This window comes from Micavibrio aeruginosavorus (assembly GCF_051245535.1).
Classification (GTDB): Bacteria; Pseudomonadota; Alphaproteobacteria; order Micavibrionales; family Micavibrionaceae; genus Micavibrio; species Micavibrio aeruginosavorus_D.
The window spans coordinates 2,202,191-2,217,307 of record NZ_CP195303.1; the positions used below are offsets into that span (position 1 = coordinate 2,202,191).

13 protein-coding genes are annotated in these 15,117 nt (G+C 57.6%); 5 read left to right on the forward strand and 8 right to left on the reverse strand.

The features are described 5' to 3' along the window. Position 1: 1 nt before the first annotated feature. Entirely contained in the window at positions 2-490 is a 489-nt protein-coding gene (gene tsaE / locus ACSC94_RS10605; protein ID WP_435640808.1) for a tRNA (adenosine(37)-N6)-threonylcarbamoyltransferase complex ATPase subunit type 1 TsaE, read from the reverse strand. Positions 491-607: 117 nt separating this feature from the next. Here tsaE and ACSC94_RS10610 point away from each other — a divergent pair, with 117 nt between their 5' ends. After that, complete coding sequence (locus ACSC94_RS10610) at positions 608-1,642, forward strand: NAD(P)/FAD-dependent oxidoreductase (RefSeq protein WP_435640809.1); 1,035 nt, start codon at positions 608-610, stop codon at positions 1,640-1,642. A 319-nt stretch (positions 1,643-1,961) separates the two neighbouring features. On the opposite strand, the gene ACSC94_RS10615 is transcribed toward ACSC94_RS10610, so the two are convergent. Next, complete coding sequence (locus tag ACSC94_RS10615) at positions 1,962-2,249, reverse strand: GNAT family N-acetyltransferase (RefSeq protein WP_435640810.1); 288 nt, start codon at positions 2,247-2,249, stop codon at positions 1,962-1,964. A 126-nt stretch (positions 2,250-2,375) separates the two neighbouring features. Here ACSC94_RS10615 and ACSC94_RS10620 point away from each other — a divergent pair, with 126 nt between their 5' ends. Beyond that, entirely contained in the window at positions 2,376-2,762 is a 387-nt protein-coding gene (locus ACSC94_RS10620; RefSeq protein WP_435640811.1) for a hypothetical protein, read from the forward strand. Between the two features lie 8 nt (positions 2,763-2,770). On the opposite strand, the gene ACSC94_RS10625 is transcribed toward ACSC94_RS10620, so the two are convergent. Next, positions 2,771-5,047, reverse strand: coding sequence for a PAS-domain containing protein (locus tag ACSC94_RS10625; protein ID WP_435640812.1), 2,277 nt, complete (start codon positions 5,045-5,047; stop codon positions 2,771-2,773). A gap of 465 nt (positions 5,048-5,512) precedes the next feature. Between ACSC94_RS10625 and ACSC94_RS10630 the strand changes: the two genes are divergently transcribed. Then, on the forward strand, positions 5,513-8,248 hold the full coding sequence (locus tag ACSC94_RS10630; RefSeq protein WP_435640813.1) for a hypothetical protein: 2,736 nt from the start codon (positions 5,513-5,515) through the stop codon (positions 8,246-8,248). 66 nt (positions 8,249-8,314) lie between these two features. Here ACSC94_RS10630 and ahcY read toward each other — a convergent pair whose 3' ends face one another. Further along, on the reverse strand, positions 8,315-9,631 hold the full coding sequence (gene ahcY, locus ACSC94_RS10635; RefSeq protein WP_435640814.1) for an adenosylhomocysteinase: 1,317 nt from the start codon (positions 9,629-9,631) through the stop codon (positions 8,315-8,317). Between the two features lie 157 nt (positions 9,632-9,788). Here ahcY and ACSC94_RS10640 point away from each other — a divergent pair, with 157 nt between their 5' ends. Continuing rightward, a complete protein-coding gene (locus ACSC94_RS10640; RefSeq protein WP_435640815.1) occupies positions 9,789-10,229 on the forward strand; it encodes a hypothetical protein in 441 nt (146 codons plus the stop codon). 3 nt (positions 10,230-10,232) lie between these two features. Here the strand turns inward: ACSC94_RS10640 and rapZ are convergent, their stop codons facing one another. Together rapZ and ACSC94_RS10650 are read right to left on the reverse strand one after the other, a co-directional pair. After that, positions 10,233-11,099 carry an RNase adapter RapZ gene (gene rapZ / locus ACSC94_RS10645; protein WP_435640816.1) on the reverse strand — a complete coding sequence of 289 codons (867 nt, stop codon included), beginning with the start codon at positions 11,097-11,099 and terminating at the stop codon, positions 10,233-10,235. Positions 11,100-11,130: 31 nt separating this feature from the next. Then, complete coding sequence (locus tag ACSC94_RS10650; RefSeq protein ID WP_435640817.1) at positions 11,131-11,841, reverse strand: hypothetical protein; 711 nt, start codon at positions 11,839-11,841, stop codon at positions 11,131-11,133. A 128-nt stretch (positions 11,842-11,969) separates the two neighbouring features. Between ACSC94_RS10650 and ACSC94_RS10655 the strand changes: the two genes are divergently transcribed. Further along, the gene (locus tag ACSC94_RS10655; RefSeq protein ID WP_435640818.1) at positions 11,970-12,572 is read left to right on the forward strand and encodes a hypothetical protein; all 603 of its coding nucleotides are present in this window, start codon (positions 11,970-11,972) and stop codon (positions 12,570-12,572) included. A gap of 6 nt (positions 12,573-12,578) precedes the next feature. Here the strand turns inward: ACSC94_RS10655 and ACSC94_RS10660 are convergent, their stop codons facing one another. Beyond that, positions 12,579-14,357: a stimulus-sensing domain-containing protein gene (locus ACSC94_RS10660; protein ID WP_435640819.1), complete on the reverse strand. Its 1,779-nt coding sequence runs from the start codon at positions 14,355-14,357 to the stop codon at positions 12,579-12,581. Continuing rightward, on the reverse strand, positions 14,326-15,045 hold the full coding sequence (locus ACSC94_RS10665; protein ID WP_435640820.1) for a response regulator transcription factor: 720 nt from the start codon (positions 15,043-15,045) through the stop codon (positions 14,326-14,328). The genes ACSC94_RS10660 and ACSC94_RS10665 overlap by 32 nt, the downstream gene beginning before the upstream one ends. Positions 15,046-15,117: the final 72 nt, after the last annotated feature.

Genomic DNA, 15,117 nt, shown 5'->3' on the forward strand with positions numbered 1-15,117 from the left:
ATTATGCAGTTCCTTCGTTCAGGGGAATGTCGGGGATGGTGATAATGCGAATGTCGGGGCGGTGCGGGTCGGCGGCGAAGTGCAGCGTCCACCCTTGCGGCGGCACCATGGTTTCCAGGATCGGGCCCAGATTGCCGGGCCATTCAACGATGGTGATGGCACCGCTCAACGCTTCTTCCCAGCCCAGCTCCCACACCTCGTCCGGTGTTTTGATGCGGTATAAATCGAAATGCCACACGGGCCCGCGCGGTGTGTCGTATGTTTGAACCAATGTGAAGGTCGGACTGGGCACTTCCAGCCTGTCATCGCCGGACAACGCGCGGATCAACGCGCGGGCAAAGGTTGTTTTTCCAGCCCCCAGATCCCCCTCCAGCAACAACACCTGACCCACGCACAGGCGCGCGGCAATGGATTGCGCCAGCGCCGCGGTGGCGTCTTCGCCCCGCACGGTGTGGGTGGTGGTCTGGATGTGAAAATCATGTCCTGTCATGGCCTGCTATTTGTGCAGGAAATCGTGCAAAAACCAAGCCCTGTGCGGTGAAAAAGGGATTGTTTTCCATGATCGTTCCGGGCACGCTCATTCCTGTTCGCAAAGAGGTCGTAAACCATGAATCCATCCATCCCCGCCCCTGTCGTTGAAACCGATGTTGCCGTGATCGGTGCGGGGCCTGTTGGTTTATTTACCGTATTCCAGTGTGGCATGCTCGGCCTGTCCTGTACGGTCATTGATGCGCTGCCCGATATTGGCGGGCAATGCACGGCGGTGTATCCGGAAAAACCCATCTATGACATTCCTGGCTTCCCTCGGGTCGAGGCCGCGTCGCTGATCGCCGCGCTGGAGGAACAGGCCGCGCCGTTCGCGCCGTTATACGTGCTGGGGCAACAGGTGGTGCGCGTGTCCGGTACGGTGCAGATCGGGTTCGATCTGGAAACGGAAAAGGGCAACAGGATCAAGGCAAAGGCGATCATCATCGCCGCCGGGGCCGGGGCGTTCGGCCCGAACCGTCCGCCGCTGGATGGAATTGAATCATACGAAGGCACGTCCGTATTCTACATGGTGCGTCGCCGTGATGATTTCGCCGGAAAACGCATCGTCATTGCTGGCGGTGGCGACAGTGCGGTGGATTGGGCCTTGTCGCTCGCTCCGCTGGCCGCGCGTGTGATGGTGGTGCATCGCCGCGACAATTTCCGCGCCGCCCCCGAATCCGTCATGCGGATGCAGGCACTGGCCGATGCGGGTGAAATCGATCTGGTCGTGCCGTATCAATTGAAATCGCTGGACGGCGTCGGTGCGCATCTGCGTCACGTGACCGTGGCGACCATGGATGGCGCGGAAAAAGTGTTGGAGGCCGATGTGCTGTTGCCGTTCTTCGGGCTGGCGGCTTCGCTGGGGCCGATTGCGGATTGGGGGCTGGCGGTGGACCGGCACCATATCCCGGTGGACCCATCAACCGCGGCCACATCGGTGCCGGGCATTTATGCGGTGGGCGATGTGGCGACATACCCGCAGAAACTAAAACTCATCCTGACCGGTTTTGCCGAAGTGGCACAGGCCGCGCACGCCATCTACCGCCAAACCCATCCGGGTCAGGATTTGCACATGGAATATTCAACGACGAAGGGCATTCCCGGCGGTGTTTAAGGTCGCGAATGGACACGGATAAAATGTTCCCTCATCCGTCATCCCGGCGAACGCCGGGATCTTCGTGAGATTAAGAAAAATTTGAAACGCGACGGACGCGAAGGGCGCGACGTTTTCATCAAGCCCCTACCACCGGGCATTCCCGCGCAAGCGGGAATCCAAAGGATGGTACGTGTTGATTCCCGCTTGCGCGGGAATGCCGAAACGGGAAAACAATACACGAAACCTGTGGCGTCCTTTGCGTCCGTTGCGGTTCAGACCTTTACAACATGGCTGAAGATCCCGGCGTTCGCCGGGATGACGGGTGGGGTACATTCAATCACGCCAGCACATCATGCTGATCCGGATGGCGGTTCATCCACGACACGGCGTAGGAACAGATGGGGTAAATTTTTTGGCCGTGGTCGCGGGCCAGGGATGTGATGCCCTCCATCAACCGCCCGGCGGCGCCGGTGCCGCGTAACGGCGGTGGGGCTTCGACGTAATCGATGAATAACGTGGTGCCTTCAACGCGGTAAGCGGCAAAAGCGGTGTGCCCGTCAAGGTGCAGTTCAAACCGTTCTTTATCTTTGTTATCAATAACTTGTGCTGTTTCTGCTGGGGCCATATCCGGTCTCGCTTTCCTCTACTCACATAGGGTGCGCACAAATCTGCACAAGTCCATGGGGCATTTTATGCTATACTTTGATCTATGAGGACGTTGATCTGTCTACTCTTTTTGCTGTTTTGCAGCATGGCGGCGGCTCCCGTTGTGTGGGCCGAAGATGCCCCGATAATCGTGCCCATGGCCGATCCGGTCACGCCGCCCGCACGGCCTGATGGCGCCCGGTGCTTCACCATCAAAAATGCCGCGCCCTATACGATCATGGGATCATTCCGCACCAATTTTTTCGAAGCTGTTGATGGCACACAGGCGCGATCACAAACCAATTTCCGCATGGCCCCCGGCGCGGCCGAAGATTATTGCACCTATGGCCCGTTTTACAGCGGTGGGCGGCTTGAGGTGACGTTGCGGACGATCGTTCCGGTCTTCACCTGTTTCACCGTTGCGGCGGGCGAAATTACGGTGCGGGGCAAGGTGGAACGCACCGGCTCCAAAACATGGATTGAGTGCCGCTAAACGCGGGCTTAAATCGGCAATGAAATCGTAACAACCGTGCCATGATCCTGCGGGCTGTCCAACGTGATGGTGCCGCCATGCAATTGCACGATGTTGCGCACAAGGGTCAGGCCCAATCCAGCCCCCTGCCGTGCGGCCATCGCGCCCTTGACCGTGCCGCGTTCAAACGGTTCCAGCACGCGGGCGCGGTCCTCGCTGGCGATGCCGTGGCCTGTATCGCTGACGTGCAGGGCCACGTGACCATCGGCTTTGCGTGTGGCCCCCACGGTGATAATGCCACCTTCCGGTGTGAAATTGATCGCGTTGCGGATCAGGTTCAACAACACCTGTTTCATACGTTGTTCATCGGCATTGATCGTGCCGATATCATCCGGGCAATCCAGCCGCACATTGATTTTTTCTTTCCGCGCCCATTCGGTGGTCAGGTCGACCAGCCCGGCCAGCATGCGGTGGACATCGACGGCGGATGTTTGCAATTGCATGTACCCGGCTTCGATCGTCGACAAATCCAGAATGTCGTCAACCAGGCTGACCAGACGCTTGCCCGCATCCTGCAATCCGTTCGTGTATTCTTTTTGTCGATCATTCAGGGGGCCGAAATATTCATGGCCCAAAATTTCGGCGAATCCGGTAATGGCGTTCAGCGGCGTGCGCAGTTGATATGATACGTTGGCGAGGAAGTCGAGCTTCAGCCGATCCGCCGCTTCCAGCGCTTCATTACGGTCGCGCAAGGCGGCCTCAACACGGGCGCTGTCGGTTACGTCCACATGGGCGACCAGAACGCCACCATCGGGCAGTGGCACCGTCGAGAAATCTACTAGTGTTTGATTCAGCAATTGCAATCGCCCATCACGCTGGGTGCGGTCCAGCCCTTGCGCGACCAGCGCGTCGCGCTGTTGGGCCCAGACGGTTTCATGGAACAGCGGTTTGAGGCGTTCAACGATGCGGCTGATATGCGGTTCACCGTCCAGATCTTCCGGATTTAAATGCCACAACCGGGCCCATGCCGGGTTCCACAATTTCAAACGGCCATCGCCGCCAAACACGGCAACGCCTTCGGACAGGTTATCGAGCGTTTCTTTCTGCACGGCGACCAACGTGTTGTAACTGGATTCCAGTTCCAATCGTCCGGTGACATCCTCGAAAATCATCATCAATCCGCCCATCGGGTGCGGAATGGCCAACTGGCGCAGCGCGCGCCCGTCGGGCAGATACAGCATGTCCTCATGCCCACCGATCAGTGCGGTAAACATGTTCAGCCAGCTTTGCTTGAATTTGCGGAAATCGGCCTGTTCCGGCAGGCGGCGCATTTCGCGCAATTTTTCCATGATGTCGCCCAGCTTTGGCTGGGTGTTAAGCCAACTGTCATCCAGTTGCCACAACTGGGCAAAGGCGGAATTGAAAAATTCAATCTTCTGGTCGGCCGCGAAAATGGCGATGGATGACCCCAGTTGTTCCAGCAATTCCTTGTTCGCGGCGGTGTTGCGGCGCTGGTGTGTTTCCAATTCTTCTTCGCGCGTGCGGTCATGCGCACTGCCCAGCGTCATGCCCAATCCGGGCAGGGGTGTTTCCGTGACATCCCACAACAACCGCGCGCCCGCATGGATAATGTGGGCCTGTGTCGTTTTGGGTTGTGCGGCATCCATGGCGGCCTGTGCCAATGTGCGGCCCGGCTGTAACGTTGTTGCGGGGCCCTTTTTACGGGCCGTTTGCGGCAATTCGCGTTGCTCGGCAATCACCGTTGCGGGCGATGTGTCCAAAACGCTGGCATAGGCGCGGTTGCACCAGACCAGATCGGTTTGTGTATTGCGCATCCACAACGGCACGGGCGCGTGGTCCAACGCGGCCTGCAGGCGCAATTGTTCCGATTCCGCGTATTGCTGGGCTTCGGTCACGCGGCGCTGTTCCTGCGCCTGCACGGTCATATCCTGCAGCCACAGAATGTTAAAGCTTGTGCTGTTGTCGCTATCGACGCCTCTGGACCCGGACAGGGTCATGGTGCGGGTGCGGTCCGCTGTGCGCACGGTGATGGAGAACGCTTCGCCCTGTTCCTGTAGTCGGAAAAACATCCCCTCCAACGCGGCGGCGTCGCTGGCCGACAGGCGGTTTTGAATATCGTGAATATTACGAATGGAATCGAGCGACAGCAGACGACAAAATCCATCCGAATACGCGATCGCGCCATCCGGTCCCCATCCGCAATAATCCATCGGCACCGCGGACAGGAAGGCCTCCATCCGCGCTTTCTCCGTGCGCATCTCGCGCGCGCCCAAAAGTCCCGTCATAAAGCGCGGGCCTTTTGTGGATTTTGGGGGGTTAGTCTTGGTGGAATCTGTGGTTTGCGTCATGGGTGCAGTGTATCCGCGCAAGCCCCGTCCTGCAAGGGTTTGCCGCATGTTCGGCGCTTGTGAGGGGGGTCAAACTCACCTACAATCGTCTGTATTAAGGATGACGTCCGTTGTCCCGGGTCTCGAAAAGCCCGCTTCTGAATCAGTGGCCGGCGAAAGCTGGTTGTAGTGTCGTGGTCGCGCAATTATTTTGCGCGATCCGTCCTGCATTTTTTGTTTCAGGCGCTTTTCATTTCCCATCACCGGACACATCTGTCCGGTGATTTTTTATTTTATTTTTTGGAATTGATCGGCATGCGGCATTTTGTGTTCGGCGCTTTTGCGGCTTTTTCTCTGATTTTGTTTACAAATTCTCCCGCGCTCGCGGCCTGTGCGCTACCGTCTGGTGATGCTGGGGACGTCGTGTGGAACACATCCAGCGCCTCCCCCGCCTATTGTGACGGCACGGTCTGGCATAAATTCCCCAAAGGGGAAGAGATTGAATCGTGGGTTGCCCCATCGCAGTTTCCGGTTTTGGCCAACCCGACCCCGCATTCAACGGATTATTTTGGTTATGCCGTGGCAATGTCTGGAAATCTGGCTGTTGTCGGCGTGTATCAGGATGAATCGGATGGAACCACTGGAATCTTGAATGCCGGGCGTGCCTATGTTTTTGATGCCGACACGGGCGCGCTGGTGGCGACGCTGAACAACCCCACCCCCCATGCGAGTGATTTTTTCGGCTATGCGGTCGCGATTGATGGCAATACGGTTGTTGTTGGCGCGTATCAGGATGAATCGGATGGCGAAGCGGGCACATCCGCCGCAGGCCGGGCCTATGTTTTCAATGCTACCACAGGGGCGCTGATTACGGCGCTGAACAACCCGTCGCCGAATGCCAGTGACCATTTTGGTTATTCTGTTGGTGTTTCCGGAAATTTGGCTGTTGTCGGTGCTTGGAATGATGAAATTGATGGCGGGGCTGGGACGACATCGGATGGCCGTGCTTATGTTTTCAATGCAACAACCGGGGCCTTGGTCACGGCGCTGAACAACCCCAGTTCGGTGACGACGGGTGACCAGTTTGGCGAATCTGTGGCCATTTCTGGCAATGTGGTGGTGGTGGGGACTTCATCAGACGAAGCTGATGGTGGGTCGACGACGTCGTTGGCGGGCCGTGCCTATTTGTTCAATGCGACGACGGGCGCATTCATAGCTCCCATCAACAACCCCTCGCCAAATGGCAGCGACTATTTTGGCAAGGTTGTGGCCATTGATGGGAATCGCGTGGTTGTCGGTGCGTATTATGATGAATCGGATGGTAATGCCGGCGTGTTCAACGCGGGCCGCGCCTATGTCTTTGATGCAACGACCGGCGTGCTGGTGGTGGCGTTGGATAACCCGACCCCGCATGCAAGTGATTATTTCGGATCCTCTGTGGCCATTGATGGCGGCATGGTTTTGGTCGGGGCTTATAACGACGAACATGATGGTGAATCGGGTGTATCGGCCGCTGGCCGGGCGTATTTGTTTGATGCCAATACGGGCGCGCTCATCACGGCGCTCGAAAACCCAACACCACATAGCACGGATACGTTCGGGAATGCGGTTGGTCTGTCGGGCAGCTATGCCCTGGTTGGTTCATGGCAAGATGAATCCGATGGCGGGGCCGGGGTGTCGGCCGCCGGGCGGGCTTTTATTTTCAGGCCTGGCGTCGTTTCATCGTGGGATCCATCCTTGTTGCAATCGGCTGCGCTGGATAACCCTGTGCCCACGACCAGCGATTATTTCGGTTATGCTGTTGCGATCGACGGGGACATGGTTGCCGTTGGCGCGTATTCCGATGAAGCGGATGGCGGGGCCAGCATTTCCGGGGCGGGGCGGGCCTATGTCCACAATGCGGAAACCGGCGCATGGATCGCGTCGTTGGATAACCCTGTACCAACGACTCTCGATTATTTTGGCAACGCTATTGATATTTCCGGCAACCTTGTTGTGGTTGGTGCGTGGCAGGACGAGGCCGATGGCGCGGCCAGTATATCCGCAGCGGGCCGGGCTTATGTTTTCAATGCGACAACCGGGGCCCTGATCACGGCGCTGGATAACCCCAGCCCGAATGCCACGGACAATTTTGGATATTCCGTCGCGATTGATGGAAACGTCGCCGTCGTCGGGGCGCATATGGATGAATCGGATGGCGGGGCGGGCACGTCTGCGGCGGGTCGGGCGTATGTGTTTAATGCCACGACCGGGGCTCTGGTCACGGCGTTGAATAACCCCAGCCCGAACACCAGCGATAACTTTGGCAATGCTGTTGCCATATCCGGAAACCTTGTTCTGGTCGGTGCGTATATGGATGAATCGGACGGTGGGGCCGGTGTGTCGGCTGCCGGGCGGGCCTATGTGTTTAACGCCACGACCGGCGCATTGGTCGCGACCCTGAACAACCCCAGCCCGACGGCAACGGACAATTTCGGCAATTCTGTTGCGCTGGATGGAACGGTGGCCGTTGTTGGCGCGATGTTTGATGAGGCGGATGGTGGGGCCAGCGTGTCATCGGCGGGGCGCGCGTATGTGTTTGATGCGACGACCGGTGTATTGGTGACGGCCCTGAATAACCCGAACTCCACGGCCTCGGATGAATTTGGCAGCTCTGTCGGCGTGTCCGGTAATTTGGCCGTGGTCGGGGCATGGCAGGATGAATCGGACGGATCGGCCGGTGTGTCGGCCGCCGGGCGGGCCTATGTGTTTGATACGACGACCGGGTTGCTTGTTGGTGTCTTGAATAACCCCAGCCCGAACACCACCGACAATTTCGGGTGGGCTGTTGCCATTGATGATGGGATCGCGGCTGTTGGGGCGCATCTGGATGAATCGGATGGTGGGGCCGGCACGTCTGCGGCGGGGCGCGTGTATACATTCTGGCCCGATGGCGGTTGTAGCAATCCGGACGGGGTCGCGGGGGACGTCACCTATAATACCACGCACAACGTGCTTCAATATTGTGACGGCATAGGATGGTACGCGGCGGGGGCGGCGGGCAATGGTGGTGGCGGATGTTCTGCACCGTCCGGCGTTGCAGGTGATCTTGTTTTCAACACCACGCACAATGTCCTGCAATATTGCGAAGGCGATGCGTGGATAAAAATTGGGAATTAACGGAACGGGAATTAAAAAAGGCGGGGTGTTGGCCCCGCCTTTTTTGTTTTTGATTTTTTGATTTGATTAGTAACGGTAGTGGTCCGGCTTGTACGGGCCTTTTTCCGGCACGCCGATATAATCGGCCTGCGCCTTGGTCAGCTTGGTCAGCTTGACGCCCAGTTTTTCAAGGTGCAAAGCGGCCACTTTTTCATCCAGATGTTTCGGCAGAACGTAAACCTTGCCGGATTCATAGGATGACGTGTTGGTCCACAGTTCGATCTGTGCCAGCACCTGATTGGTGAAGGATGCGGACATCACGAAGCTCGGGTGGCCGGTGGCGCAACCCAAATTGACCAAACGGCCTTCAGCCAGAACGATCAGGCGTTTGCCGTCCGGGAATTCCACTTCGTCCACTTGCGGTTTCACGTTGTGCCATTTGTAATTCCGCAGCGCTTCGATCTGAATTTCGGAATCGAAGTGGCCGATGTTGCACACGATCGCGCGGTCTTTCATCAAACGCATATGGTCCAGCGTGATGATGTCGACGTTGCCGGTGGTGGTGACGAAAATGTCCGCGGTTGCGGCGGCATCTTCCATCGTCACAACCTGGTAGCCTTCCATCGCGGCCTGCAGGGCGCAGATCGGGTCGATTTCAGTGACCAGAACGCGCGCGCCTTGGGAGCGCAAGGATTCAGCGGAGCCTTTGCCCACATCACCAAACCCGGCCACAACGGCAATTTTACCGGCCAGCATCACGTCGGTGGCGCGCTTAATGCCATCGACCAGCGATTCACGGCAGCCATACAGGTTGTCGAATTTCGATTTGGTCACGGAATCGTTCACGTTAATGGCGGGCACTTTCAATGCGCCTTTTTTCGCCATTTCGTACAGGCGGTGCACGCCCGTCGTGGTTTCTTCGGACAGGCCCTTGATGTCTTTCATCATGTCCGGGAATTTTTCGTGCATGCGGATGGTCAGATCGCCGCCATCGTCCAGAATCATGTTCGGGGCCCAGCCATTCGGGCCGGTGATGGTGCGGTCGATGCAATCCCAGAATTCTTCTTCGTTCAAACCTTTCCATGCAAACACCGGAATGCCAGCGGCGGCAATCGCGGCGGCGGCTTGGTCTTGCGTGGAGAAGATGTTGCAGGATGACCAGCGTACTTCCGCACCCAACGCCACCAGCGTTTCAATCAGAACGGCGGTCTGAATCGTCATGTGCAGGCAGCCAACGATGCGGGCCCCTTTCAGGATTTGCTTCGGGCCATATTCGGCGCGCAAAGCCATCAGGCCCGGCATTTCCGTTTCGGCAATGGCAATTTCCTTGCGGCCCCAATCGGCCAGCGTGATGTCTTTCACGGCGTAATCGTTGGTCATGGCTTTTGCGGCAACTGCGCTCATCTCGGGCTCCTTAAAAAGCGGGCGGAATTTAGGAAAATGTTATATCTTTGCGTGTATTGATAAGGGGTAAGCCCGCCAAAAGCAAGGGCAAAAGCCACGAAAAGATGGTTTAAAATATAACAATATCAATCGGTTAGGTTAAAATAGGGGTTGAATTATGACGGTATACCGTGTTCCTGCGGCCAATCCATTGAAATCACAAGCGCCCGTGATCGAGGCGCTCGATGGCGGCCAGACCATCCCGGCTATCAGCTTCTCCGGGGCCTGGAACGGTTTTCCGGTCGATGCGCGGAAACTGGCCGACAATATGGCCTCGCTGCTGAACGGCAATCCGGCGCCGCATGCGCTGGCCGCACAAAATTCCGATATCCATTATCACCGTATTCCGGCGGGCATCGTCCTGCGCCACCGCGACCCGTCATCGGGCGGGGTCAGCCGCGAAGGTCTGACCATGATTGTCAATCATGCGGCCGGCGATGTTGGTGCAAAATTGCTGGCACGGATGACACCGGATTTCATGCAATCGCTGTGCGCGACGATGGATCATCGTGTGTCTGCGGGTGGCCCATCTGGCCGCGCGCCGAAGCCCACTCTCTAAAAATTATCGCCCAATATCACGGTGCAGTGTTGCGCTGGAATAACCCTGTTGTTCCAGCCAATCGTGCATTTGTTCGGTGGTGAACACCGACCGGTGTCGTCCGCCCGTGCAGCCAATCGCAATGGTCAGATAGCTTTTCCCTTCCTGCTGATACCGGGGCAACAGCGGAGCGATGAGGGCCTGAAAATTCTGCATAAACGGGGCCCAGGCCGGATCGTTGCGCACGTAATCGCCGACATCCTTGTCCAATCCCGTTTGCGGGCGCAGTTCCTTGATCCAATGCGGGTTGGCCAGAAAACGGATATCCATGACGATATCCGCTTCACGCGGAACGCCGTATTTGAATCCGAATGACATGATCGTCACCGTCATGCGTTCCCCACGGGCCAGCCCGAACAGGGATGTTAATTGGCGGCGTAAATCCTGTGCCGACATGTCCGATGTATCAATCACATGATTGGCGGTGGCGCGCAGCGGGTGCAGCCATTCCTGCTCCCGCTTGATCCCGGCGCTGACGGGGCGGTCCTTCGCCATCGGGTGGCGGCGGCGGGTTTCGGTGAAACGTTTTTGCAGGGTCGATTCATCCGACCACAAAAACACCAATTCCGCATTGTGGCGCTTGGCGGCGGCCAGAATGGCGTCCGGGTCGAACCCGCGGGATCGTGCATCAATGCCAATAGCCACGGGGGCGGCATCGTGCGCGGTTTCCTTGACCAGTGAATCGATCAGCGATAGCGGAAAATTGTCAAAAACCTCATACCCCAAATCCTCCAGCGCCTTCAATGCGGAGGTCATGCCCGCACCGGACAATCCGGTCAGGATCAGGGTCGGGCGGTGGGATAATGGCGGGGTCGCGGGTGAATCATTCATCCCTCTAAAATACCCCCGCGCGCGTCAAACGTCACGGGACAAGTTTCATTATTTTGATCAGGATTTGCCCCAACGGACTTTGCGATAGATCATTCTGGCTTTCCGCCGCGCGGCCAATCCGGTCGTCGATGCGGGTCAATCGCGCATCGGGCCGCCAGGCCTGCACCGCATCTTGTAACGGCGGATAATCCCGGAACGTGTCGGGGAAGGGCACGCTGACATACACGGCATCATGGCGGGTACAGACGCGAATTTGGGAATTGGCGCGTTTGGCAAAGTCAACATAGCCCGGCAAATGCCGCGCCTGCGCCACGGGGGACAAATCGGCGGTCGGCCAGTTGAGGGCGTCATGCACGGGGCCAAAGCCCGGCAGGCGGGGCAGGGCGTCCAGATCGCGCTTCACATCATCCGTTTCCGGGACCAGCCAGTTGGTGTTCGGAATGCCAATCCACCCTTCGTGCGTCAGTCCGATGCCGTAGCGGAAGCTGATGCTGGTGACGCGGCCATCCTCATCCACTTTGTAATGCGGCGTTTCCGCGCCCAGCAACGGCGTGGCCTTGCGCAGATAGGCGCTGATGATTTGTGCGGCATCATTGCGGCGCGTGGCCCAATCACCCAGAAAAGCAGCCAGATCGGGGTCGCTCACCTGAAAATAAGCCCGGCGTCCGGGGTGCAGGCGCAGCGGGTCCTGTGGTGGTTTTGATCCTGTGGCCTGTGCCCAGAAATTGGATAGACGTCCCATAAAATGCCCTGTTTTTATTTATTTTTATAATGCGGAAAAACCTTAAGGCGGGTGGTCTGGTCTGTCAAATTTGACGCTCAGCCCCCTTCTGGGCTATGCCCTGTAACGCAATAAAACAGGGGTCGGTTGTGCAGGACAACATTAAAAAAGGTATTCTCACGTGGGGCAGCTCTCTGCTCGCCCTGCCGATTGGTCCGGGGGCTGGGCTGATTGGTTACAGCGCTGGTGTCGCGGCGGGCGGGGTGTTTCCGCTGGGTCTGTTGGTCGGTGTGTCTGTTGCCGTTCTGACCTCGGCGGTCTGTGTTCCGTTGGCGCTGGCCATGCGGGACAAGGGCGAAGATTTGTCCGTGTCGATTCCCAAGGCGGCTTTGGGCTATGCGCGCGCCATTGAAAATGTCATTCCGGCGGCCTTGATCGGTATTATCACCGGGGCGATGCTCAATTTGCAGATGGGCAATTTGTTTGACCGCGAACGGCCCGCGCCGCCGGTGGATACCGGCATGGTCATGTTGCCGCATCCGCCGTTCCACACGGTGCCGACCCGGCCCATTATTCCCGCGCCTGAATCATCCGTTCTGGCTGTGCGGTTTAATGCCCCGGCGCAGCATATTATTCCGCTGACGAAGGACGCTTATTACTGCGCGGGTCGGACGGCGGGTGAAATCGTGCGCGTGCATGTACCGGATGTGAAATATCCGGGCGGAAAAATCTTCGTCGCTGAATGCAAATAATCGGCGTTACGCGCGGTTAAACACGACCGTAAAGCGCGCGCCGCGAATTTGATTGTCACGGTCGCGGATGTTTTCCGCGAAAATCACGCCGCCATGCGCTTTCACGATCTGGCGGGCGATGGATAAACCCAATCCCGAATGGCTGCCGTAATCTTCGTGCGCCGGGCGCTCGCTGTAGAAGCGTTCAAAGATGGTGTCCAGCTTGTTTTCCGGGATGCCAGGGCCTTCATCCTCAACCTGAATCAAAACTTGTTCCCGGTTCTGCGATAAATTCAGTGTCACCGATTTATTCACGGGCGTGAAGGACAGGGCGTTGGACAAAAGGTTTTCAAACACCTGCGCCAACCGCCCTTCCGATCCACGGACGATGATGGCCTCGGCACTGTCGATATTGATGCGGAGGCGTTGATCTGACGGCAATGTTTCCACGCCACTTGCGGCATGCTGGCGGTTTTGCTGGGCCAGCGCGACGCGGCGGCCATCAATAATCTGGGTCAGCATCCGGCCCACATTCACATTGCCCATTTCTTCCCGCGACAATTCGGCATCCAGACGCGACGCGTTGGAAATATCGCTGATCAAACGGTTCAGACGATTCACATCATGCTGCATAATCCCGAACAGGCGGTCCAGATCGGCCTTGCTCTTCACAATCGGCGCGGTCTCCACCGCACTGCGCAGGGATGTCAGTGGGTTTTTAATCTCATGCGACACGTCGGCGGCAAAACGTTCAATCGTGTCCATGCGGTCGCGCAATGCCGTGGTCATGGCGTTCAATGCGGCGGACAATTCGCCAATCTCGTCCTTGCGGTGGGTCAAATCGGGAATGTCGATCTGGCGGCCCTTGCCCAAGCGCACGGCTTCGGCGGCGCGGGCCAGTTTTTTCAACGGGCGGCCAATCGATCCGGCCAGATACATCGACAGGAAGATGGTGATGGACAACGCGCCCAGGAATACGGTCAGAACGTCATACCGCATCTGGGTAATGGCGGATTCAATTTCGCGTCCGTCGCGTGACAGCATGACAACGCCAATCACATTTTCAACCTTGCGGATCGGGGCGGCGGCGGTCAGGCGGATTTTCCCCTGTCGGTCTTCCCACGCTGTGGCGCTGATCCGTCCGGTCAGGGCGACGGCGGCGTCCGGATATGCGGTAATGCTTTGCGCGCCTGTATCCGGGTAATCGGGCAAATCGCTTTGCATGGGGATCCAGTCAATGATGGCCTGCCCCCAGTTGTTGAGCTGTTCGCTCAGGCTCGGCTTCGCGGCTTCGCTTTCGGCGGCCACGGCACTGCGCGCGGCGGCGACCATCGCCTCGCCCGAACGCTCCCCACCCAATTCCAGTGAATCACCGATCAGGGCGCCATCGCCGCTGAACAGCCGTGTGCGGTTTTCGGTGGTCTGGCCCAGACGCCGCACCATCCGGCGTGACAATTCGGGGACCAGCATTTCAATTTCTTCGGGTTTGGCAAAGAAGAACGGCTTGCCCTTTTCCACCGGGCGCACGGCGGCCTCGGCAATGGCGCCGGCAAACAATTGCGATTGAATTTGCATGGTTTCCAGTTCGGCGCGGATCAAGCTGTCGCGATATTGGCCGAGATAGAGCAGACCAACCACCAACACCAGCGGCGCAATCACGTTCACCGCCAGAATGCGGACCGTCAATCCGCCCAGAATACGGGGGCGCGGCATGGGCGGCAAAATCGCCCACACATCATAACCGATATCGGAACTGGCGTTTTTATGCCGGTCCTTAATCTTCTTTATAACGGTACCCAACGCCATAGAGTGTTTCGATCTGTGAGAATTCGGTGTCTACGACCCGGAATTTTTTCCGGATGCGTTTAATGTGCGAGTCGATGGTGCGGTCATCGACATAGATATTTTCGCCATAGGCCATATCGATCAATTGGTCACGGTTTTTCACGTGTCCCGGGCGTTGCGCCAACGCCTTGACCAGCAGATATTCCGTCACGGTCAAATCCACCGCGCCGCCCTTCCACATGCACAAATGGCGCGCGTCATCCAAAACCAGATTGCCGCGTTCAACCATATTCTTGGCGGCTTCGTCCTGTGATTGGACGGGCTGCTTGCGGAAATCGTTGCGGCGCAGGATGGAACGAATGCGTTCGATCAGCAAACGCTGCGAAAACGGTTTGGTGATGTAATCATCCGCACCCATGCGCAGGCCCAGCACCTCGTCAATCTCGTCATCTTTCGATGTCAGGAAGATGACTGGGATGGCCGATTGTTCGCGCAATTTGCTCAATACTTCCATGCCATCCATCCGCGGCATCTTGATATCCAGCACGACCAGATCAGGGAGGTTGGCGGTAATCCCGGCCAAGCCTTCCTCACCATCGGTGTAGGTCTTCACCGTATAGCCCTCAGCCTCCAGCGCCATCGAAACCGATGTCAGGATGTTGCGATCATCATCGACCAGGGCAATGGTTTGGGTGGCGGTCTGGGTCATGGGTGTGGTGGTCCTTTAAGAATCAGCAAAAATATCGAAACGATTATAGTGATTTGCCACAGAAATAGGGAT

Excerpts from the sequence above, each read along its gene's own strand:
- ACSC94_RS10625 (WP_435640812.1), bottom strand. The coding sequence starts at position 5,047 with ATGACGGGACTTTTGGGCGCGCGCGAGATGCGCACGGAGAAAGCGCGG.
- ACSC94_RS10650 (WP_435640817.1), bottom strand. The coding sequence starts at position 11,841 with ATGGGACGTCTATCCAATTTCTGGGCACAGGCCACAGGATCAAAACCA.
- ACSC94_RS10665 (WP_435640820.1), bottom strand. The coding sequence starts at position 15,045 with ATGACCCAGACCGCCACCCAAACCATTGCCCTGGTCGATGATGATCGC.
- ACSC94_RS10640 (WP_435640815.1), top strand. The coding sequence starts at position 9,789 with ATGACGGTATACCGTGTTCCTGCGGCCAATCCATTGAAATCACAAGCG.
- ACSC94_RS10620 (WP_435640811.1), top strand. The coding sequence starts at position 2,376 with ATGGCGGCGGCTCCCGTTGTGTGGGCCGAAGATGCCCCGATAATCGTG.
- tsaE (WP_435640808.1), bottom strand. The coding sequence starts at position 490 with ATGACAGGACATGATTTTCACATCCAGACCACCACCCACACCGTGCGG.
- ACSC94_RS10660 (WP_435640819.1), bottom strand. The coding sequence starts at position 14,357 with ATGGCGTTGGGTACCGTTATAAAGAAGATTAAGGACCGGCATAAAAAC.
- ahcY (WP_435640814.1), bottom strand. The coding sequence starts at position 9,631 with ATGAGCGCAGTTGCCGCAAAAGCCATGACCAACGATTACGCCGTGAAA.
- ACSC94_RS10610 (WP_435640809.1), top strand. The coding sequence starts at position 608 with ATGAATCCATCCATCCCCGCCCCTGTCGTTGAAACCGATGTTGCCGTG.
- ACSC94_RS10615 (WP_435640810.1), bottom strand. The coding sequence starts at position 2,249 with ATGGCCCCAGCAGAAACAGCACAAGTTATTGATAACAAAGATAAAGAA.
- rapZ (WP_435640816.1), bottom strand. The coding sequence starts at position 11,099 with ATGAATGATTCACCCGCGACCCCGCCATTATCCCACCGCCCGACCCTG.